This is a genomic window from Janibacter limosus NBRC 16128, from assembly GCF_001570985.1.
GTDB lineage: Bacteria > Actinomycetota > Actinomycetes > Actinomycetales > Dermatophilaceae > Janibacter > Janibacter limosus.
Window position 1 is genome coordinate 18,328 of the sequence record NZ_BCSS01000013.1, and the last position, 20,549, is coordinate 38,876.

Below are 20,549 nucleotides of genomic sequence, written 5' to 3' on the forward strand. Positions count from 1 at the left end.
GTCACCTCGTGGTCGTGTAGCGGCTGCGGTAGTAGATCAGTGGATCATCCCGGCGGGCATCTGCCTGGCTCGACAGGACCTCGCCGACGACGATCGTGTGGTCGCCGGCCTCGTGCAGGGCGGTGGTGCGGCACTCCAGGGTGGCCAGCGCATCGTCGACGAGAGCCACCCCGAGCTCGCCGCGGTGGTGCGCGATGCCGGAGAGCTGGCCGTAGAGCGGACGCCCTCCCGTGCTCAGCCAGGTGGCAGCCGGCCGGCCCGCCTCGGGCAGGATCGAGACCCCCCAGACCCCGGAGGAGACCACGGCGTCGTGCCAGCCGGTGTCCTGCCGCACGCAGACGAGGACCAGCGGGGGCTCGAGGGAGACGGAGGTGACGGAGTTGGCCGTCATCGCGTGGTCGTGGCCGTCCTCGAGCGTCGTCACGACGGTCACACCGGTCGCGAAATGAGCCATCGCGTGCCGCAGGCTCGTCGGCGTCACCCCGCTCATCGTCTGGCCACCAGTGGTGGCCGATCGCCCGAGACGGTCGCGGGCAGCGGCTCTCCCGTGGTGACGTCCAGTCGCGCATAGCCCTCTCGCCCCGACAGTCGGGCGGCGATGTCGTTGGAGAGCGCGTAGGTGTTGCTCGGCCCGAGGGTGACCTGGGTGCGGTGGTGCCGCAGCGCGTCGGCCTGACGCTCGCGCGCCTCCTCGTCGACGACCGCGTGGGTCACCGTCGCGTCCGCGACGACCGAAGGGGGGAAGTCTCCCGTGGGCAGGCTCCAGCCGAGTCCGCGCACCTCGTCGGTCACGGCGAGGACCTCGCGATCCTCCTGCGCCCACGACCGGGGCGTGAAGGCCCCGAAGAGCGCCGGGCGACTCGATGCGTCCATGTCGGCCAGGGCTCGACGGGTCACCTCGTGGGTGCGGATGTGATCCGGGTGGGCATAGCCGCCGTGGGCGTCATAGGTGACGACGAGGTCAGGGTCGACGGCGTCGATGACAGCGGCGACCGCCGCGATCGCCTGCGCGTCGTCGGAACGGACCCAGGCGCGCGGATCCTGCGCGCCGGGCGTCCCGGCCATCCCGGAGTCACGCCACCGGGAGAGTCGGCCCGCGGCCTGGTCCTCACCGAGCACGGTGCTGTGCGCACCGATGGCGGTCATGGCACCCCGCAGCTCATCGCGGCGGAACTCGCCGAGGGTGTCCTCGTGATCGGCGTCGAGGTGGGTCAGCTCGGTCGGGATGACCTCCCCCTGCTCACCGAGCGTGCAGGTGAGCACGTGCACCTCGTCCCCGGCCGCGACATGGTGGGCGATGGCGACGCCGGTCGCGAGGCTCTCGTCGTCGGGGTGCGCGTGCACGAAGAGCAGCCGGGCGGACCGCCCGGGCACGAGGACCGGCGCAGCGGGCATCACCGGGACACCCCGATCAAGCCGATCTCCGGGGGCCCGCCGTAGACGGGGTTGCCGGTGAGCGAGGTGACCTCGGTCCCGGCGGCGTAGGTCAGCCGGGTCTGACGGAGCGGGATGTAGACGCCGTCCTCGAGCAGACCGGTGTCGATCGCGGACCACTGGTCAGCGCGCTTCTTGTCATCACTCTCGCCCGCAGCCTTGTCCATGGCCTTGGTGACCTTGTCGTCCGCGAAGAGCCCGTAGTCACGCCCCACCGACGTCTTGGTCAGGTTGATCCGGTCGTCGAAGAGAGGCGGCAGGACGGTGCTCGCCGACGGGAAGTCGGGGCCCCAGTTGGTCCACAGGACGTCGTAGTCCTCGGCAACCTTGCGCGCACCGATCTCGGTGAAGTACTCGTCACCCAGGGCCTTGAGGGTCACCTCGAAGCCGGCGTCCTCCCAGCCGCTCTCGAGGGCCTTCATCGCCTCGTCCATCGTGCCTCCGCCGCGGTAGGCGACGGAGATCTTGACGGGAGTCCTCACCTTGGCCTCGGCCAGTCGCTTGCTGGCCTGCGCCGCGTCCCCCGAGGGCCCGTTGTCGACGACACTCTCGTGCGCGGACGGCAGCGCGGAGCCGAGCAGCGACCACGTGGGTGTCCCCGACGCGGCGCCTCGCGCCTGCGTGTAGGCCGCCCGGTCGGTCGCATCGGCCAGCGCCCGACGCACTGTCGTCGTGCGCATCGCCTTGCTGCGCGTGTTGACCGCGAGGTAGTCGACGACCTGCCCGTCAACCTGGACGGTCTGCACGGAGTCGCCGGCCTCGTCGAGCGCCGGGCCGAGGACGCTGGGGACGGGGTCGAGGGCGAGCGCACGACCGCCGTCCTCACCGTCGAGGATGGTCTCGACCGCGTCCTTGGCCTCGACCCCCTCCTTGTGCAGGATCGACGACGGTCCCGGCGTGCGCAGGGGGTCCGACTCCTGGCTCCACGCCGTGTTGCGCACCCAGGTGCCGCCGCTGCTGGGCGTCCAGCCGTTGGAGAGCTTGTACGGACCCGACGAGAAGGCGTCGTGGGTGGCGTCCTTGTCCTCGTGCGACTCCTTGTACGGCGCGAACTCCGGCAGGGAGACGACCTCGTCGAAGTTGCCCACGGACTCGTCGAGGTGGAAGACGACGGTGCGCTCGTCGGTGCACTCCACAGCCTTGTTGATCAGCCTGCGGGAGGCCTTGGAGGTGCCCCCCTTCGTCAGAGGACCCGGATAGGTGGACGTGCCGTCCTTCTTCTTCGGGATGTCGAGGAAGGTCAGGGCGTAGCCACTCGAGGGGATGTCCGCGTCGAAGGAGCGGGCGACCCCGTAGCGGACGTCCTCACAGGTGACCCGCGAACCGTCCTGCCAGGTCACGCCCTTGCGCAGGGTGAAGGTCCACTGCGTCGCGTCCTTGTTGGCCTTGCCCGTGCTCGACGCGAGGTCTCCGGCGAGCTTGCGCTGCCCGGCGAGGTCGGTCGCCGGCGCGTAGGCGGTGAGCGTGCGCATCCACGTCCTCGACGCGAAGCCTGCGTCCTGACGCTGGGTGATCCGCTGCGGGTCCCACGCCTGAACGGGACCGGCTGACAGCACCGTCAGCCGGTCCTCGGGGCCACTGATCCGTCCCGTCGACGCGGTGGCCGAGGAGTCCGGGCCACCGTCCGCGTCGTCGGTGCATGCAGAGACACTCGCCACGAGGGCGAGTGCACCTGTTCCTGCGATGAGTCCTCGAGCGATGCGCCGCATCGGCGCTCCCTTCTCAGGAGTTGCGGGCCTTGGAGGCGGTGCGCGCCCGCAGGTTGGCGTCGAGCACGAGCTTGCGGATACGGATCGTGTCCGGGGTGACCTCGACGCACTCGTCCTCGCGGCAGAACTCGAGCGACTGCTCGAGGGTCAGCTTGCGGGGCGGGACCACCTTCTCGAAGTTGTCGGCCGAGGAGGCGCGCACGTTGGTGAGCTTCTTTTCCTTGGTGATGTTGACATCCATGTCGTCGGCGCGCGAGTTCTCGCCGACGATCATGCCCTCGTAGACCACGGTGCCCGGCTCGGTGAAGAGGGATCCGCGCTCCTGCAGGTTGACCATGGCGTACGCCGTGACCGGCCCGGAGCGGTCGGCCACGAGCGATCCGGAGACGCGCGTGGTGATGGTGCCGAACCACGGCTCGTAGCCCTCGAAGACGTGGTTGGCGATACCCGCGCCTCGCGTCTCGGTGAGGAACTCGGTCCGGAACCCGATGAGACCACGGGAAGGCACGAGGAACTCCATGCGGATCCAGCCGGTGCCGTGGTTGGTCATCTGCTCCATGCGGCCCTTGCGGGCGGCCATCAGCTGGGTGATCGCGCCGAGGTACTCCTCGGGGGTGTCGATCGTCAGTCGCTCGACCGGCTCGTGCACCTTGCCGTCGACCTCCTTGGTGACGACCTGCGGCTTGCCGACGGTCAGCTCGAAGCCCTCGCGACGCATCTGCTCGACGAGGATGGCCAGGGCGAGCTCACCACGGCCCTGGACCTCCCACGCGTCCGGACGCGCGGTCGGCAGGACGCGCAGCGACACATTGCCCACGAGCTCCTTGTCGAGGCGGTCCTTGACCATGCGGGCGGTGACCTTGGTGTTCTTCGTCTCGCCGCGCCCCACGAGCGGGGAGGTGTTGGTGCCGAGCGTCATCGAGATGGCCGGCTCGTCGACGGTGATCACGGGCAGCGGGATCGGGTTGTCGGCATCGGCGATGGTGTCGCCGATCATGATCTCGGGGATACCGGCGATGGCGATGATGTCGCCCGGGCGGGCCGCGCCCTGGTCGAGCGGCTTGCGCTCCAGCCCCTCGGTGATGAGCAGCTCGGTGATCTTCACCCGCTCCTGGGTGCCGTCGTGACGGCACCAGGCGACCTGCTGGCCCTTGCGCAGCTCGCCGTTGAAGACACGCAGCAGCGCGAGACGACCCAGGAAGTTGCTCGAGTCGAGGTTGGTCACGTGTGCCTGCAGCGGGGCGTCGTCCTCGTAGGACGGGGCCGGGATCGTCTCCATGATCGTCCGGAAGAGCGGCTCGAGGTCGTCGTTGTCCGGCAGGGTGCCGTTGTCGGGACGGTTGAGGCTCGCGGCGCCGTTCTTGCCGGAGGTGTAGACGATGGGGAACTCGATCTGCTCCTCGTCGGCCTCGAGGTCCATGAAGAGCTCGTAGGCCTCGTCGACGACGTCGGCGATGCGGCTGTCAGGACGGTCGACCTTGTTGATCGCCAGGATGACCGGCAGCTTCGCCGCGAGCGCCTTGCGCAGCACGAAGCGGGTCTGGGGCAGCGGCCCCTCGGACGCGTCGACGAGCAGGACGACACCGTCGACCATGGACAGGCCGCGCTCGACCTCGCCACCGAAGTCGGCGTGACCGGGGGTGTCGATGATGTTGATCGTCACGCCGTCGGGAGCGTCGTGCGCCGCCGCGGACGGGCCGTTGTAGTGGATCGCCGTGTTCTTGGCGAGGATGGTGATGCCCTTCTCGCGCTCGAGGTCACCGCTGTCCATCGCGCGTTCGTCGATGTGGTCGTGCTCGCCGAAGGCACCCCCCTGCCAGAGCATCTTGTCGACGAGCGTGGTCTTGCCGTGGTCGACGTGGGCGACGATGGCGACATTACGGATGTCGCTGCGGGAGATCTTGGGCATGAGCGCGATTGTCTCAGCAGGAACGGCCTGTGCCCAAATGCTCGGGGGCTGCGTCCCCCTTCGTCCGAGGGCGGAAGCACCTGCGCCACGCGCCGGACAAAGTTCGGAAAAGAGGTCACGATCCCGCAAAACTGCTGCAGATTTCCCCGCCCGCGCCGGATGTTGGCTAGATTGCCCGCCAACCCCAGTGTGTGGTGGATCACCACCGTGCGCCCGGGCGTCCCACCCCGGCAAAGGTGCCGGGGCCGGCCACAAGAGCGAGGAAACATGTCGATGAGGAAAGCAGCCCCGCTGGCCGCTCTGGCAGCAACCGCACTGACGCTCAGTGCGTGCGCCGCGAGCGACCGTGACGACTCGGGCTCCGACGGTGGTGACACCGGGGGAACCTTCACCTTCGGCGCCGCGGGCGCCCCGGAGGTCTTCGATCCCTTCTACGCCACCGACGGCGAGACCTTCCGCGTCACCCGTCAGATCTTCGAGGGCCTCGTCGAGGTCAAGCCCGGGAGCGCCGAGCTCGGCCCCGGTCTGGCCGAGTCGTGGGAGCCGTCCAAGGACGGCAAGAACTGGACCTTCCACCTCCGCGAGGGTGTGAAGTTCACCGACGGCGAGGTCTTCGACGGCAAGGCCGTGTGCGCCAACTTCGAGCGGATGGCCAACCAGAACGAAGCGGCCCAGTCCGGCCCGGCCGAGTACTGGAGCACCGGCATGGGTGGCTTCGGCAAGGACGCCCTCTACGACGGCTGCGAGGTCAAGGACGCCAAGACCGTCGTCATCAAGGTCAAGTCCGCGACCTCGAAGTTCCCGGCGATGCTCTCCCTGTCCTCCTTCTCGATGCAGTCGCCCAAGGCGCTCACGGAGGGCAAGGCCAACGACGTCAAGACGCAGGGTGAGGGCTTCGTCTACCCGGAGAACTCCGAGAAGCCCGTCGGCACCGGCCCCTACACGCTGGAGAAGTACGACACCGCCAACAAGACCGTCACGCTCACGCGCAACGACGACTACTGGGGCGAGAAGGCCAAGACCGCCAAGATCGTCTTCAAGATCATCCCCGACGAGTCGACCCGCCGCCAGGAGCTCGAGGCCGGCAGCATCGACGGCTACGACCTGCCCAACCCCGTGGACTGGAAGGGCCTGGAGAGCTCCGGCAACAAGGTCGAGATCCGCGACCCCTTCAACATCCTCTACCTGGGCCTGCAGCCGGAGGCCAACGCCAAGCTCAAGGACGTGCGCGTCCGCCAGGCGATCAACTACGCCATCAACCGCGACCAGCTCGTGAAGTCGCAGCTGCCCGAGGGGGCCACGCCGGCCTCGCAGTTCATGCCGGACACGGTCAGCGGCTACAACAAGGACCTCAAGCCCTACCCCTACGACACGGCCAAGGCCAAGGCCCTGCTCAAGGAGGCCGGCGCCGAGGGCATGACTCTGAAGTTCGCCTACCCGAGCGAGGTCACCCGCCCGTACATGCCCAACCCGCAAAAGATCCACGAGGCGATCCGCAAGGACCTCGAGAAGGCGGGCATCAAGGTCGAGGTCACGACCAAGCCGTGGAACGGCGGCTACCTCGACAACGTCGACGCCCACAGGTACGACGCCTTCCTGCTCGGCTGGACCGGCGACTACGACTCCGCCGACAACTTCATCGGCACCTTCTTCGGCAATGCCAAGCTCAACGACTTCAGCACCGTGGCCGGTGGCTACGGCAAGGAGCTGTCGAAGGAGCTCAAGGACGCGGACTCGACCGTCGACGAGGCCGAGCGCTCGGCCAAGTACGAGGCGATCAACAAGAAGATCGCCGAGGACTACGTCCCGGGTGCACCGCTCTCGCACTCCCCGCCGGCCCTCGCGGTCAGCAAGGACGTCGACGGTCTGGTCACCAGCCCGCTGACGGCCGAGGAGTTCTCCACCGTCACCGTCGGCGGCAAGTGAGCCACACCCGTAGGTGACCTCGTGACCGGGGCCGCCTCGACCTTCTGGTCGGGGCGGCCCCCGTCCGCGATCCACGTCAGGAGCGCACACACGTGCTGAAGTTCATCATCCGGCGGCTGCTGCAGCTGGTCGTCGTCCTCTTCGTCCTCTCGATCCTGCTCTTCGCCTGGCTGCGCGCCCTGCCCGGCGGGGTCGTCTCGGCGATGCTCGGCGAGCGCGCGACGCCCGAGTCCCGCGCCCGGCTGACCGAGGCCTTCGGCCTCAACGAGCCCCTGCCGGTCCAGTACTGGCGCTTCCTGTCCCGGGCGCTGCAGGGTGACTTCGGTGTCTCCACGGGCGTGCAGCCCGGCCACACGGCCACCAGCATCCTCATCGAGCGCTTCCCCGCGACCGTGGAGCTGAGCTTCGTCGCCCTCCTGCTGGCGATCGTCACGGCGATCCCGCTCGGCTACCTCGCCGCCAAGAAGAGGGCCAGCCTCCTCGACAACACGTCGATCGTCGTCTCCCTCATCGGCGTCGCGGTCCCCGTCTTCTTCCTGGCCTTCCTGCTGAAGTACGTCTTCGCCATCAAGCTCGGCTGGCTGCCGGTGTCCGGGCGATCCAGCATCCCCGACGCCACGCACGTCACCGGCTTCTTCGTCCTCGACGGTCTGCTCACCCGGGAGTGGGATGCCGCGTGGGACGCCCTCAAGCACCTGATCCTGCCCGGCATCGCGCTGGCGTCCATCCCCTTCGCCATGGTCTTCCGCATCACCCGGGCCTCCGTGCTGGAGGTCCTCGACGAGGACTTCGTGCGCACCGCGCAGGCGAAGGGGCTCAGTCACCGCGTCGTGCGAGGGCGCCACATCATGCGCAATGCACTGCTCCCGGTCATCACCGCCGTCGGCCTGCAGGTCGGCGCCCTCCTCGCCGGAGCCGTCCTCACCGAGACGGTCTTCAACTTCGGTGGCATCGGCGAGGCCTTGAAGTTCGCCTTCACCCTGCGTGACTATCCCGTGCTGCAGCTCCTCGTCTTCGTCGCGGCCCTGACCTATGTGCTCGTCAACCTGCTCGTGGACATCCTGTACGCCGTCGTCGACCCCCGAGTGAGGACCCGATGAACGACTCCCAGAAGCCGGACCAGCCCCACCGCGGGCTCGGCGCTCGGCGCAAGCAACGCATCGACGACCTCGCGGCCACCAGTGGTACGACGACCGTCGCCGAGGCAGGTGCCATCGACGAGTCCGGCGGTGTCGGCCTCATCGCCTCCGCCTGGCGGCGGCTGCGGCGCAACCCGATCTTCCTCACCGGCCTGGCGATCACCGTCGCCTTCGTCCTGCTGGCGCTGCTCTCCCCGTGGATCGCGCCGCACGACGCGGCCGACAACCCGCTCATCGACAAGGTGAGCCGCCAGAGCAACCCCGTCCCCGGGCCCGAGCCGGGCTTCCCGCTCGGCGGCGACGACTCCGGACGCGACCTGCTCTCACGCCTGCTCGTCGGCAGCCAGCAGACGCTGCTCGTCGGTGTCTGCGCGACGGTCTTCGGGCTCGCCGGCGGACTCGTCCTCGGCACCCTCGCGGGGGCCTTCGGCGGCTGGGTCGACTCCGTCGTCATGCGCATCGTCGACGTCATGCTCTCGATCCCGTCGCTGCTGCTGGCCGTGTCCATCTCGGCGCTGGCGGCCCGCCCCAGCCAGTGGACGGTGATCATCGCCGTGGCCGTCGTGCAGGTGCCGATCTTCGCCCGGCTCCTGCGGGGGTCGATGCTCGCCCAGCGCAGCAAGGACCACGTCCTCGCCGCCCGGGCCCTGGGTGTCAAGCGGTCGGCGATCATCCTGCGCCACATGCTGCCCAACTCGCTCGGCCCGGTCATCGTGCAGGCGACGCTCGTGCTCGCCACCGCGATCATCGACGCCGCCGCGCTGTCCTTCCTCGGCCTCGGCAACCCCGATGACAGCAAGCCCGAGTGGGGCCAGATGCTCGGACAGGCCCAGATGTACATCTACGACCACCCGCACCTGGCCTTCTACCCCGCGGCGTGCATCATCGTCGTCGCCCTCGGCTTCACCCTCATGGGTGAGTCGCTGCGCGAGGCACTCGACCCCAAGAGCAGGCGGTGAGCGGCATGACCTCCCCCACGACCTCCACGCCCCGACGCGGTGACGAGCCGCTGCTGTCCGTGCGCGACCTCTCGGTCACCTTCGGCATCAAGAACGAGCGCCCCTTCACGGCCGTGGACGGCTTGAGCTTCGACGTCCGACCGGGCCAGACCGTCGGTCTCGTCGGTGAGTCCGGCTGCGGCAAGTCGGTCACCTCGCTGGCGATCATGGGTCTGCTCCCGCCTCGCGGCAACCGGGTCTCCGGCACCGTCACCTACGACGGAGCGGACCTGCTGTCGCTCTCCGACAAGGAGATGGCCTCCCGTCGGGGCAAGGACATCAGCATGATCTTCCAGGATCCGCTGTCCTCGCTGAACCCCGTCGTGGCCATCGGCCGTCAGGTGAGCGAGGTCCTCGAGCGGCACAAGGGCATGTCCCGCAAGGAGGCCATGCCGCACGCCCGCGACATGCTCGACAAGGTGGGCATCCCCGACCCCGACCGTCGGCTGTCCGAGTACCCGCACCAGCTCTCCGGCGGCATGCGCCAGCGCGCCCTCATCGCGATGGCCCTGGCCTGCGAGCCGAGGCTGCTCATCGCCGACGAGCCGACGACCGCTCTGGACGTGACCATCCAGGCGCAGATCCTCGCGCTGCTGCGCGAGCTCGTCGAGGACACCGGGACCGCGCTCGTCATGATCACCCACGACCTCGGTGTCGTCGCCGGGCTGTGCGACGAGATCAACGTCCTCTACGGCGGACGCCTCGTCGAGCGGGCCGAGCGTCACGACCTCTTCGCCGAGCCGCGTCACCCCTACACGGGTGGTCTGCTCGCGAGCGTCCCGAGCCTCGACGGCGAACGCGGCGCGCGCCTCACCCCCGTGCCCGGGTCCGTCTCGGACAACCTGCCGTGGACGAGCGCCTGCGCCTTCGCCCCGCGGTGTGCCAATGCGAGGGACCACTGTCGCGAGGAGACCCCGGACCTGGCAGTGGTCCCCGGTGGCCGCGCCCTGCGCTGCTTCAACCCGCTCGCGGGAGAGCCCTCCCCCGCCGAGGGCACGACGACCCAGGAGGTCCGATGACCACCGACGCCACGACCACCAGCCACCCCACGAGCAAGGCTCCCGGCGAGGTCCTCGTCGATGTCCGCGGGATCAAGGTCCACTTCCCCATCACCAAGGGGATCATCTTCGACAAGGTCGTGGGCCATGTCTACGCGGTCGACGGTGTCGACCTGCAGATCCGACGCGGCGAGACCTACGGACTCGTCGGCGAGTCCGGCTGCGGCAAGTCGACCCTCGGCCGAGCGATCCTGCACCTCGAGCCCCCGACCGAAGGCACGGTGACCTTCGACGGCCAGCCCATCTCCACGCTCAAGGGCGAGGAGCTGCGCCGCCGGCGCAAGGACCTGCAGATGGTCTTCCAGGACCCCATGGGCAGCCTCGACCCGCGTCAGAGCGTCGAGGCCCTCCTCGTCGAGGGGATGAAGGCGCACGGCATCGTCAAGGACGCCAAGGAGGCGCAGCCGCGCCTGCGTCAGCTGCTCGCCGACGTGGGGCTGCCCACCGCCGCGCTGAAGAAGTACCCGCACGAGTTCTCCGGCGGGCAGCGCCAGCGCATCGGCATCGCCCGCGCGCTCAGCGTCAACCCGGAGCTGCTCGTCGCCGACGAACCCGTCTCGGCCCTCGACGTGTCCGTGCAGGCCCAGGTCATCAACCTCATGTCGGACCTGCAGGAGGAGTACGGCCTCACCTATCTGGTCATCGCGCACGACCTCGCCGTCGTGCGGCACATCTCTGATCGCGTGGGCGTCATGTACCTCGGTGGTCTCGTCGAGGAGGCGCCGGCTGACGATCTGTACGCCACCCCGCGACACCCCTACACGCGGGCCTTGCTGTCGGCGGTCCCGGTGCCCGACCCGGTCGTCGAGGACTCACGGGAGCAGATCCTGCTCAGCGGGGACCTCCCTTCGCCCGCCAACCCGCCCTCGGGCTGCCGCTTCCACACGCGCTGCCCGTGGCGCCAGGAGACGCGCTGCGACACCGAGCGGCCGCAGCTGCGGGTCGTGGACGGCAGCGAGCACAAGGTCGCCTGCCACTGGGCCGAGCAGATCGAGTCCGGTGAGATCCAGCCGCACTCGGTGCGGACCGAGATCGACGAGACCGGCGCCCAGCTCGCGGCGAACGCCGAGGCCGAGCGTTTGACGGAGGACCTCCCCTTCGCCTGAGCGCCCTCCCGTGAGGGACTGCACACGCACGAAGGGGGCGCCCCACCGGTGATCCGGTGGGGCGCCCCCGCGTTGCGGTGCGTGCGCGCTCAGGCGCCAGCGGTCGAGGTGTCGGCCTCGGGCGCGCCTGCAGCCGCGCCCCCTGCCTGACCGGCCGCGACCGCGTCCGTCTGGTCGACCATGCCCTCCCCGGCGAAGAGCGAGTCCTGGTCCTGCCCGCTCACGTCCGTGGTCTCGACGATGACCCTCGGCTCGGCGAAGTGGCACCGGGAGGGGTGCTCACCCGCGCCGTCGGAGCGCAGCTCGAGCAACGGGGTCTCGGTGCGGCAGATGTCCTGGGCCTTCCAGCACCGCGTGTGGAAGTGGCAGCCCGCCGGCGGGTTGGCCGGCGATGGCACATCCCCCTGCAGCACGATCTGGTCCCGCTTGCCGCGCAGCCGCGGGTCGGGCACCGGCACCGCGGACAGCAGCGCCTGCGTGTAGGGGTGCGTCGGTCGGGAGTAGATGTCGTCCTCGTCACCGATCTCGACCATCCGGCCGAGGTACATGACCCCGACCCGGTCGGAGATGTGTCGCACGACCGACAGGTCGTGGGCGATGAAGATGTACGACAGCCCCAGCTCGTCCTGCAGCTTTTCCATCAGGTTGATGACCTGCGCCTGCACGGACACGTCGAGGGCGGACACCGGCTCGTCGCAGATGAGCACCTTGGGGTTGAGCGCGATGCCACGGGCGATGCCGATGCGCTGACGCTGACCTCCCGAGAACTGGTGTGGGTAGCGGTTGATGTGCTCGGGGTTGAGCCCCACGAGCTCCAGCAGCTCCTGCACCCGACGCTTGCGATCGCCCTTGGGCACGACATCGGAGTGGATCTCCAGCGGCTCCGCCACGATCTCACCGACGGTGCGTCGAGGGTTGAGCGACGTGTACGGGTCCTGGAAGACGATCTGGATGTCACGCCGCAGCTTGCGCATGTCGCTACCGGACTGGGCGTACATGTCGATGCCGTCGAAGTCGACGGTGCCCTCGGTGGGGTCCTCGAGCCGCATGAGCAGACGCCCGAGGGTGGACTTGCCACACCCGGACTCGCCGACGATGCCGAGCGTCTCACCCTTGTAGAGCTCGAAGTCGACTCCGTCGACCGCCTTGACGTGACCCACAGTTCTCTGCAGGACACCGCCCTTGATCGGGTAGTGCTTCTTCAGGCCGTTGGCCTTGAGGATCACCTCAGGCATCAAGCACCTCCTGGCTGAAATGGCACGCCGACTGGCGCTGCGGGCCGATGTCGAGCAGCTCGGGACGATCGGTGACGCAGATGTCCTGCGCCATCACGCACCGGGGGTGGAAGGCACAACCGCTGGGGATGCGGGTCAGGTTCGGCGGCAGGCCCCCGATGGCCGACAGCTTTTGCCCCTTTTGGTCCAGGCGCGGGATCGACTCGAGCAGACCCTTGGTGTACGGGTGCCCCGGACGGGCGTAGATGTCGTCCACCTCGGCGCGCTCGACGATCCGCCCCGCATACATGACCGCGATGCGGTCCGCGACATCGGCGACGACGCCGAGGTCGTGCGTGATGAGGATCAGACCCATGTTGAACTCCTCCTGCAGTTCCTGCAGCAGGGCCATGATCTGGGCCTGGACCGTGACGTCGAGCGCCGTGGTCGGCTCGTCGGCGATGAGGACCTTGGGGTCCAGCGCGATCGCCATGGCGATCATGATGCGCTGGCGCATACCCCCCGAGAACTGGTGGGGGTAGGCCTTGACCCGGTCCTTGGCCGCGGGGATGTTGACCCGCTCCATCAGCCGGACCGCATTGGCGAAGGCGTCGGACTTGTTGACCCCACGGTGCACGCGGAACATCTCCGCGATCTGCCACCCGACGGGGAAGACGGGGTTGAGGGAGCTCAGCGCGTCCTGGAAGATCATCGAGATCTCCGGGCCGCGCGTGCCCCGTCGCTGCTCCTCCGGCATGGTCAGCAGGTCCGTGCCCTTGTAGAGGATGCGACCGCCGGGGATCTTGGCCGGAGGCATGTCGAGGATGCCCATGATCGCCTGGGCGGTCACGGACTTGCCCGACCCCGACTCCCCCAGGATCGCGAGGGTCTCGCCCTCGTCAAGGCTGAAGTTCACGCCGTTGATGGCCTTGGCCACACCTTCGTTGGTGTGGAACTCGACGTACAGGTCGTCGACCTCGAGCAGGCGCTCACCGGTCTCAGGTGTCGTCTGTGTGCTCATGTGCTCACTCACCTTGCTCTCAGCGGCTCTTGGGGTCGAAGGCGTCACGCACGGCGTCGCCGAGCATGATGAAGGCCAGGACCGCGACGCTGAGGAAGAGGGCCGGGAAGAAGAGGATGTGTGGCGACGCCCGCAGGGGGGTCAGACCGTCGTTGATCATGACGCCCCAGGAGACCGTCGGCGGGCGCAGACCGATGCCGAGGAAGGACAGCGTCGCCTCCGCCGCGATGTAGGCGCCGAGGTTGATCGTCGTGACGACGATCGCGGGGGCCATCGCATTGGGCAGCACGTGACGGCGGATGATCCGCATCGGCGAGGCGCCGAGCGCCCGTGCCGCCTGGACGTAGTCGTTGGGCTTGACCTGGATGACCGACGAACGCATGAGACGCATCAGGCTCGGCCAGCCGAAGAGGACGAAGACGAGGACGACCTGGAGGATGACGCCGAGGTAGCCCTGGATCGGGATGCCCCAGATCTCCTCGGTGTCCCGCAGCGAGGACAGGAAGATGATGCCCGAGAGCAGCAGCGGGATGGCGAAGAAGATGTCGCCGATGCGGCTGATCAGGGTGTCGGTGAGGCCGCCGATGTAGCCGGAGATCAGCCCGAGGAAGGACCCGAGCAGGAGCACACCGGAGGTGGCCAGGATGCCCACGAGGATCGAGGCGCGGGCGCCGTGGATCGTCCGGGTGTAGATGTCCGCACCCTGGACGTCCGTACCGAACCAGTGCTCGCCGCTCGGGGTCTCGCGAGCCCGGGACAGGTCGTTGAACTTCAGGTCGTACGTCGTGAAGAGCGAGGGCCAGAGCGCCATCAGCAGGAAGAGGACGATCAGGACGCTCGAGATCCAGAAGAAGGGGTTGCGACGCAGCGAGCGGAAGGCGTCTGCCGTCAGCGATCGCGAGGCGCCCTCGGCCACGTCGACGATGGCGGCGGACCGGGTCGTCGGGGCCGCGGTCTCGTCCTGGCCCGGGTCGTCGTGTGCGGCGTCCTGCGCCGTGGTCTTGTCAGTCATTGCTGATCCTCGGGTCGAGGGCCCCGTAGAGCAGGTCGACGAGCAGGTTCATCAGGAGGTAGACGATGACCAGCGCGGTGACCGCTCCGACGACGGCGATGCCGTCGCGGTTCTGGATGCCCTTGAAGATGTAACCGCCGACGCCCATGATCCCGAAGATGCCCTCGGTGACGATCGCACCGCCGAGCAGGGCGCCGAAGTCGTAACCCATGAAGGTGACGACGGGGATCATCGAGTTGCGCAGGGTGTGCACCCCGACGATCCGCTGGGGGCTCAGGCCCTTGGCCTTGGCCGTGCGCACGTAGTCCGACTTGATGTTCTCGGCGATGTTGCTGCGCATGAGGCGGGCGATGTACGCCAGCGAGGTCGATCCGAGGACCATGGCCGGGAGGACGAGAGAGAAGAGGCTCGGGTCCTTGCCGGACGCGAGTGCGGGGAAGATCTCCCACTTCAGCCCGAGGAAGAACTGCGCCGCGAAGCCGGTGACGAAGATCGGCACCGAGATGACGAAGAGGGTGCTCACGAGCACGAGGTTGTCGATGAACCCGCCCTTGCGCAGGCCGGCGAGGACACCCGCGAGGATGCCGATGACACCCTCGAAGACGAGGGCCATGACGGCCAGCTTGGCCGTGACCTGGAAGCGCTCGCCGAGCTCCTCGGCGACGGAGTTGCCGTACTGGTTCTCGCCGAAGTCGCCTTGGAGGACGTTCTTCGCGTAGTAGCCGTACTGGACCGGCAGCGGATCGTTCAGGTGGTACTTCGCGTTGAACTCCGCGACGAATGCGGGTGGACAAGGCCGCTCGCCGCACATGCCGGCGGTGCGCTCACCGGGCATGGCGAAGACCATCGCGTAGATCAGGAACGTGGAGAAGACGACCACCGGGATCATCTGGAGCAATCGTCGAACGATGTACTTACCCACGAGCACCTCCTCATGGAAGTTGGACGCACCTCAGCCGGGGTGCCGGGAGAGGGTAACTCAGGTCGGTGTGCACGCCGTCGCGGGTGATCGACGGCGTGCACACCACCGGCCGGCCATCTCGTTGCGGATGGCCGGCCGGTGCAATGCGAAGTCAGCCCTGGGTCAGGGTCACTCCTTGACGCTCATGGCCGCGAGGTCCGGGCTGCCGAAGGGCGTGGCCTGGACGTCGGTGACCTTCTCCGACCAACCGATGATCGTCTTGCCGTACCACGTCGGGATGGTGGTGAACTCCTCGGCGATCAGGCCCTCGGCCTCCTGGTAGAGCTTGTTGGCTTCCTCAGGCGTCTCGGCCGCACCGGCCTTGGTCATGGTCTCCTGGAAGTCCTTGTTGTTGTAGCTGTAGTAGTTCGAGGCTGCCTTGGCACCGTAGATCGGGGCGAGGTAGTTCTCGATGGACGGGTAGTCCATGACCCAACCCATGCGGAACAGGCCCTTGAGCTCGTCGTTGCCGAGCTTGGTCAGCATGGTCTTGAAGTCGACCGTCGGGGTGGCGACGCAGTCGATGCCGATGGCCTTGTTGATCGAGTTGCAGACCGCCGTGGTCCACTCCTTGTGTCCGCCGTCACCGTTGTAGGTCAGCGTGAGCTTGCCCTCGTAGCCGCCGCCCTCCTTGAGGAGCTTCTTGGCCTTCTCCGGGTTGTACTCGCAGTACTCGCCGCAGGTGCCCTCCTTGTAGCCGTCGACGACCGGGGAGACCCAGCCGGTGGCGGGGGTGAAGGCGCCGTTGAAGATCTGCTTGACGATCGTCGGCCGGTCGATGGCCATCGAGATGGCCTGACGGACCTTGATGTCCTTCAGCTTCGGGTCGACGTGGTAGTTCAAGCCGATGAACTGAAGGGTGGAGTTGGCCTTCTCCAGGTATCGACCCTCACCGAGGTCGGTCTTGAACTTGTCGTCCACGAGCGCGCTCGCCGGGATGGCCCGGACGACGTCGATCTCACCGGCCTGCAGCGCGGTGTACTCCGCGTCGGAGTCCTGGAAGATCTTGAAGGTGATCTTGTCGGCGTTGCCACCGAAGTCACCCGCGTAGTCCTCGAACTTGCTCAGGTTGATCGAGGAGTTCTCCTCCCACGACTCGAACTTGTACGGGCCCGCGGCGATCGGCGCCTTGCCGAAGGCCTCCGGGTCGTCGAAGAAGGAGTCGGGCTGCGGCGCGAAGGCGGTGTAGCCCAGACGCAGCGGCAGGTTGGAGACCTTTTCGCTCGTCTTGATGGTGAAGGTGTGGTCATCGACGACCTTGAGGCCGGTCAGCTCCTTCTTCTTGGCGTTGCCCTTGCCCTCGCAGGGCTTCTCCTCGTCCTCACCGGTGCACTGGAGGTCGGCGTAGCCCTCGAAGGGCTCGTAGAAGTAGCCACCCTGCTGGCCGTTGGGGCCGTAGGCGGTGTAGTTCCAGGCGTCGACGAAGTTCTTGGCCAGCACCTCGGTGCCGTCGTGGAACTTGTAGCCCTTCTTGATCTTGACGGTGAAGGTCTGGTTGTCCTTCGTCTCGATCGACTCGGCGATGTCGTTCTCCGGCTCCGCCGTCTCGGGGTTGTAGTGGATCAGCTTGGCGGTCAGGACGTCGAGGACGTCACCACCACAGGTCTCAGCGGTGTTGCCCGCGACCAGTGGGTTTTCGGGGTTGCAGCCACCGGAGATGATCTCTCCTCCGGCGGCTCCGCCCGAGGTGCTGTCGTCGTCACTGCTGCCACCGCACGCGGTCGCGAGAAGCGCGACCGCGGAGATGCTGGCGATTGCCATCGCGCGAGACTTCACTCGCATGGATGTCCTCCTACGTCATGCCGCCGGGAAAGGCGGGTCGATCGGCTTTCCCGACGGTCCGGGTCCACCCCTGGGCGCAGCGCGATCCGCGACTGCACGTGTCATCAAAAGCCACACCGGCCCCCGAGACCATGATCCGGTGTGCTGTGAGACACAACTGTGACTCTTCGGTGACCACCTCGGCACCCCGTGCATGAGATGCAGGGTTATCCCTCGACCACCTCTGCGAGGGTGATCGGCCGACGATCCGGGCCGGCGAGCGGGAGGCGCCAGTTGGGGTATTCCTCGTCCGTACCGGGCTGGTTGATCGCCCGGACATCACCGACGAGGTCGGTCAGGGCGATGCCCCGCAGACGCGACGGCGTGAGGTCCAGCCAGCCGTGCAGAGCCGCCACCACCTCGCTCACCGGGGCGTCGACATCGGACAGCAGCCCCCGCCCCATGAGGGCCTCGCGCACCGCGCGGGTGCTGCGCTCCTCCGACGCGCGCTCCTCCTGGACCGGCCGGGTCAACAACCCCAACCGCTCACGGAGTGCGACGTGCTCCAGCGCCAGGTAGCCGGCGCTGGGTGGGAGGTCGTGCGTCGTCACGGTCGCCAGAGCGAGCTCGCGGTAGTCCTCCGGCGGCAGCGGTCGCCCATCGGCACCCCACTCGAACCACGCGACGCTCGTGCCGAGCACGCCCCGGTCGTCGAGGTACTCACGCACCCAGGGCTCGACGACCCCGAGGTCCTCGCCGATGACGAGGGCACCGGCGCGCTGGGCCTCCAGCGCGAGGATCCCGATGAGGGCCTCGTGGTCGTAGCGCACGTAGGCACCATCGCCCGGATCCGCGTCCTCGGGGACCCACCACAGGCGGAAGAGGCCGATGATGTGGTTGATCCGCAGCCCGCCCGCCTCCGCGAGGACCGCGCGCAGCATGTCGCGGAAGGGGGCGTACCCGAGCTCCGCGAGCCGGTCGGGCCGCCATGGTGGCTGGGACCAGTTCTGCCCCAGCTGGTTGAACTGGTCCGGCGGGGCACCCACGTCGATGCCACGGGCGAGGGCGTCGCCGAGAGCCCACGCGTCGGCGCCCTCGGGGTGGATCCCGACGGCGAGGTCGGCGATCACGCCGACTCCCATCCCGGCATCGCGCAACCGCTGCTGGGTCGCCGCGAGCTGCGAGCGCACCACCCACTGCGTCCAGACGATGAAGGAGATCTCCTCGCGGTGGGCCTCCCGGTGCGCGTCGACGGCAGCCGACCCGGGGTCCTGCAGCTCCTGCGGCCAGTCGGTCTCCCACAGCGGGCCGTGCGTCGCCGCCAGCGAGCACCAGGTCGCGAAGTCCACGATCGCCTGGCCCTCGCGGGCATGCAGCCGCGCGACCTCCCCGGCCTGCCCCTGCCCGAGGTGCCGGTAGGCGATGCGCAGGGCCGCCTCCTTCAACGCCCACACGGCGTCCCGGTCGATCGTGTCCGCGGCGTTGAGCGCACGGGCGTGCGCGGCCAGCTCGTCGATCTGTGTGCGGGCGCTCTCCGGCAGCTCCTCGAGCCCAGGCAGGAGGCGCAGGTCGATGTAGACGGGGTTGAGGAAGCGCCGCGAGGTCGGCAGGTACGGCGAGGGCTCCATCGGCGCCACGGGCTCGGCGGCGTGCAGCGGGTTGACGAGGACGAAGTGCCACCCGTGCTCGCGAGCGGCCCACTCCCCCAAGGTCGCCAGGTCCCCCAGGTCACCGATGCCCTGGCTGCCCGCGCTGCGCGCCTGGTAGATCTGCGCCATCAGCCCGGTGCGGCGTCCCTCCTGCAGCAGGGCGGGGAGCTCCAGGCACTGCGGGACGGTGACGAGCACGGCGCGCTCGGTCGCCGCCGAGAGGGCCGTCTCGGGCTCGGCCACGAGCTCGTGCCAGCCGAGCGGCAGGTCCGCGGGCAGCTCGAAGGCGGCCTCGCCGACGACCCCTCCGTCGACGTCACGCGGCTCGACGACGTGCTCGAGCTGCTCGAGGTCGCGACGTCCACCCCCTTCGAGCAGGACGTGGACGCCCACCGCGCTGCCGTGCGGGACGTGGACGAGGAGACGCAGCGGGTCCCCCTCGCGCTGGACGACGGTCGGGGGCAGGGTGCGGCGCCACGGTGCGACGTGGGCGCCCTCGAGGGCAGCGGTCAGCGACTCCTCGCTCGAGGTGTCCTCGCCCAGCGCCTCGAGGACGGCGCGCAGGGTGCTCTCGGGCACCTGACGGTGCTCGCCGCGCCAGTCCCACCACTGCGTGTCGACGCCCTTCGCACGGGAGAGGTCGACGATCTGGGCGGTCGCATCGGTCACGACCCCACCCTTCAGGAGGCGGGCCACCCCTGTCCACCGGGATCGGGGTAGCGTCGTGATCGTGGACGATGTGCAGATCCTGATCCCCCGCGAGGTGCCGCTCGGCGGCCCCCGCGCGATGCCGGTCAGACGGACCCTCCCGTCGCGCCAGCGCAGCCTCGTGGGCGCGTGGTGCTTCCTCGACCACTTCGGCCCCGACGACGTCGCCGCGACCGGGGGCATGGCGGTCCCGCGCCACCCGCACACCTCGCTGGCGACCGTCTCCTGGCTCTTCACCGGCGAGGTCGAGCACCGCGACTCGACGGGCGCCCACGCGATCGTGCGGCCGGGCGAGCTCAACCTCATGACGGCCGGGCGCGGGGTGAGCCACTCGGAGTTCTCCACCCCGGACACCACCATGCTGCACGGCGTCCAGCTCTGGCTGGCCCTGCCGTCGCGGGCGCGCGGGAACGACCCTGCCTTCGACCACCACGTCCCGGAGCCGGTCTACGTGCCCGGCGGCATCGCGCGGGTCTTCCTCGGCGAGCTCTTCGACGTGCGCTCCCCCGTCGCCACCCACACGCCCCTCACGGGCGCGGAGATCGTGCTCGACGCGGACGCCGAGACGCGCATCGAGGTCCCCGAGGGTCACGAGCACGCGCTCCTGCTCGACGACGGTGACGTGACCTTCGAGGGCACCGCGCTGGAGCCCGGCGAGCTCGGGTACGTCGCACCGGGCCGACGCACGCTGACGCTGCGCTCCGCCACCGGCGCCCGGGTCGTGCTCATCGGTGGTGAGCCGCTCGGCGAGCAGATCGTCATGTGGTGGAACTTCATCGGAGGCAGCCACGACGAGATCGTCGAGGCGCGCGAGCAGTGGATGGCCGAGATCGCGGGCCCGACCACCGGGCCCACGACGCGCTTCGGTCCCTTCCCCGAGGGCCAGCCAGACGCCCTTCCCGCCCCGGCGATGCCCGGCGGCAGACTCCGGCCGAGGGGCTGAG

16 protein-coding genes are annotated in these 20,549 nt (G+C 68.8%); 6 read left to right on the forward strand and 10 right to left on the reverse strand.

The window, feature by feature from the left end; all coding sequences use genetic code 11:
* Nucleotide 1 precedes the first annotated feature (1 nt).
* The 4 genes from JLI01S_RS06620 to typA are packed head-to-tail and all read right to left on the reverse strand — an operon-like array spanning nt 2 to nt 5,052.
* Entirely contained in the window at nt 2–490 is a 489-nt protein-coding gene (locus tag JLI01S_RS06620) for a flavin reductase family protein (protein WP_068261888.1), read from the reverse strand.
* A complete protein-coding gene (mshB, locus tag JLI01S_RS06625) occupies nt 487–1,395 on the reverse strand; it encodes an N-acetyl-1-D-myo-inositol-2-amino-2-deoxy-alpha-D-glucopyranoside deacetylase (protein ID WP_068261891.1) in 909 nt (302 codons plus the stop codon). Before mshB ends, JLI01S_RS06620 begins: the two co-directional genes overlap by 4 nt.
* Nucleotides 1,395–3,143 (reverse strand): ABC transporter substrate-binding protein, encoded by a 1,749-nt coding sequence (locus JLI01S_RS06630; RefSeq protein WP_068261894.1) that lies wholly within the window; start codon nt 3,141–3,143, stop codon nt 1,395–1,397. The genes mshB and JLI01S_RS06630 overlap by 1 nt, the downstream gene beginning before the upstream one ends.
* A 13-nt stretch (nt 3,144–3,156) precedes the next feature.
* Nucleotides 3,157–5,052, reverse strand: coding sequence for a translational GTPase TypA (gene typA / locus JLI01S_RS06635; protein ID WP_068261897.1), 1,896 nt, complete (start codon nt 5,050–5,052; stop codon nt 3,157–3,159).
* Nucleotides 5,053–5,319: 267 nt separating this feature from the next.
* Between typA and JLI01S_RS06640 the strand changes: the two genes are divergently transcribed.
* The 5 genes from JLI01S_RS06640 to JLI01S_RS06660 all read left to right on the forward strand — a co-directional run bounded on the left by JLI01S_RS06640 (nt 5,320) and on the right by JLI01S_RS06660 (nt 11,279).
* Nucleotides 5,320–6,978 carry an ABC transporter substrate-binding protein gene (locus JLI01S_RS06640; protein WP_068261900.1) on the forward strand — a complete coding sequence of 553 codons (1,659 nt, stop codon included), beginning with the start codon at nt 5,320–5,322 and terminating at the stop codon, nt 6,976–6,978.
* Nucleotides 6,979–7,070: 92 nt separating this feature from the next.
* Nucleotides 7,071–8,078 (forward strand): ABC transporter permease, encoded by a 1,008-nt coding sequence (locus JLI01S_RS06645; RefSeq protein WP_068261903.1) that lies wholly within the window; start codon nt 7,071–7,073, stop codon nt 8,076–8,078.
* The gene (locus JLI01S_RS06650) at nt 8,075–9,076 is read left to right on the forward strand and encodes an ABC transporter permease (RefSeq protein ID WP_068261909.1); all 1,002 of its coding nucleotides are present in this window, start codon (nt 8,075–8,077) and stop codon (nt 9,074–9,076) included. Before JLI01S_RS06645 ends, JLI01S_RS06650 begins: the two co-directional genes overlap by 4 nt.
* 5 nt (nt 9,077–9,081) lie before the next feature.
* Nucleotides 9,082–10,134, forward strand: a complete 1,053-nt coding sequence (locus JLI01S_RS06655) for an ABC transporter ATP-binding protein (protein WP_068261912.1) — start codon at nt 9,082–9,084, stop codon at nt 10,132–10,134.
* Nucleotides 10,131–11,279, forward strand: a complete 1,149-nt coding sequence (locus JLI01S_RS06660) for an ABC transporter ATP-binding protein (RefSeq protein ID WP_068261915.1) — start codon at nt 10,131–10,133, stop codon at nt 11,277–11,279. The genes JLI01S_RS06655 and JLI01S_RS06660 overlap by 4 nt, the downstream gene beginning before the upstream one ends.
* Before the next feature lie 89 nt (nt 11,280–11,368).
* Here the strand turns inward: JLI01S_RS06660 and JLI01S_RS06665 are convergent, their stop codons facing one another.
* The 6 genes from JLI01S_RS06665 to malQ all read right to left on the reverse strand — a co-directional run bounded on the left by JLI01S_RS06665 (nt 11,369) and on the right by malQ (nt 19,566).
* Nucleotides 11,369–12,514, reverse strand: a complete 1,146-nt coding sequence (locus JLI01S_RS06665) for an ABC transporter ATP-binding protein (RefSeq protein ID WP_068261918.1) — start codon at nt 12,512–12,514, stop codon at nt 11,369–11,371.
* On the reverse strand, nt 12,507–13,514 hold the full coding sequence (locus JLI01S_RS06670; RefSeq protein WP_068261921.1) for an ABC transporter ATP-binding protein: 1,008 nt from the start codon (nt 13,512–13,514) through the stop codon (nt 12,507–12,509). Before JLI01S_RS06670 ends, JLI01S_RS06665 begins: the two co-directional genes overlap by 8 nt.
* Before the next feature lie 19 nt (nt 13,515–13,533).
* The gene (locus tag JLI01S_RS06675; RefSeq protein ID WP_084349248.1) at nt 13,534–14,526 is read right to left on the reverse strand and encodes an ABC transporter permease; all 993 of its coding nucleotides are present in this window, start codon (nt 14,524–14,526) and stop codon (nt 13,534–13,536) included.
* Nucleotides 14,519–15,448, reverse strand: coding sequence for an ABC transporter permease (locus tag JLI01S_RS06680; RefSeq protein WP_068262060.1), 930 nt, complete (start codon nt 15,446–15,448; stop codon nt 14,519–14,521). The genes JLI01S_RS06675 and JLI01S_RS06680 overlap by 8 nt, the downstream gene beginning before the upstream one ends.
* A gap of 168 nt (nt 15,449–15,616) precedes the next feature.
* Entirely contained in the window at nt 15,617–17,248 is a 1,632-nt protein-coding gene (locus JLI01S_RS06685; protein WP_245634542.1) for a peptide ABC transporter substrate-binding protein, read from the reverse strand.
* Between the two features lie 227 nt (nt 17,249–17,475).
* Nucleotides 17,476–19,566: a 4-alpha-glucanotransferase gene (gene malQ, locus JLI01S_RS06690; RefSeq protein ID WP_068262069.1), complete on the reverse strand. Its 2,091-nt coding sequence runs from the start codon at nt 19,564–19,566 to the stop codon at nt 17,476–17,478.
* 61 nt (nt 19,567–19,627) lie between these two features.
* Here malQ and JLI01S_RS06695 point away from each other — a divergent pair, with 61 nt between their 5' ends.
* Nucleotides 19,628–20,548, forward strand: coding sequence for a pirin family protein (locus JLI01S_RS06695; RefSeq protein WP_068262072.1), 921 nt, complete (start codon nt 19,628–19,630; stop codon nt 20,546–20,548).
* Nucleotide 20,549: the final 1 nt, after the last annotated feature.

Coding starts and splice junctions, on each gene's coding strand:
- mshB (WP_068261891.1), bottom strand. CDS start 1,395: ATGCCCGCTGCGCCGGTCCTCGTGCCCGGGCGGTCCGCCCGGCTGCTC.
- typA (WP_068261897.1), bottom strand. CDS start 5,052: ATGCCCAAGATCTCCCGCAGCGACATCCGTAATGTCGCCATCGTCGCC.
- JLI01S_RS06685 (WP_245634542.1), bottom strand. CDS start 17,248: ATGGCAATCGCCAGCATCTCCGCGGTCGCGCTTCTCGCGACCGCGTGC.
- JLI01S_RS06665 (WP_068261918.1), bottom strand. CDS start 12,514: ATGCCTGAGGTGATCCTCAAGGCCAACGGCCTGAAGAAGCACTACCCG.
- JLI01S_RS06640 (WP_068261900.1), top strand. CDS start 5,320: ATGTCGATGAGGAAAGCAGCCCCGCTGGCCGCTCTGGCAGCAACCGCA.
- JLI01S_RS06675 (WP_084349248.1), bottom strand. CDS start 14,526: ATGACTGACAAGACCACGGCGCAGGACGCCGCACACGACGACCCGGGC.
- JLI01S_RS06630 (WP_068261894.1), bottom strand. CDS start 3,143: ATGCGGCGCATCGCTCGAGGACTCATCGCAGGAACAGGTGCACTCGCC.
- JLI01S_RS06655 (WP_068261912.1), top strand. CDS start 9,082: ATGACCTCCCCCACGACCTCCACGCCCCGACGCGGTGACGAGCCGCTG.
- JLI01S_RS06660 (WP_068261915.1), top strand. CDS start 10,131: ATGACCACCGACGCCACGACCACCAGCCACCCCACGAGCAAGGCTCCC.
- JLI01S_RS06650 (WP_068261909.1), top strand. CDS start 8,075: ATGAACGACTCCCAGAAGCCGGACCAGCCCCACCGCGGGCTCGGCGCT.
- JLI01S_RS06620 (WP_068261888.1), bottom strand. CDS start 490: ATGAGCGGGGTGACGCCGACGAGCCTGCGGCACGCGATGGCTCATTTC.
- JLI01S_RS06670 (WP_068261921.1), bottom strand. CDS start 13,514: ATGAGCACACAGACGACACCTGAGACCGGTGAGCGCCTGCTCGAGGTC.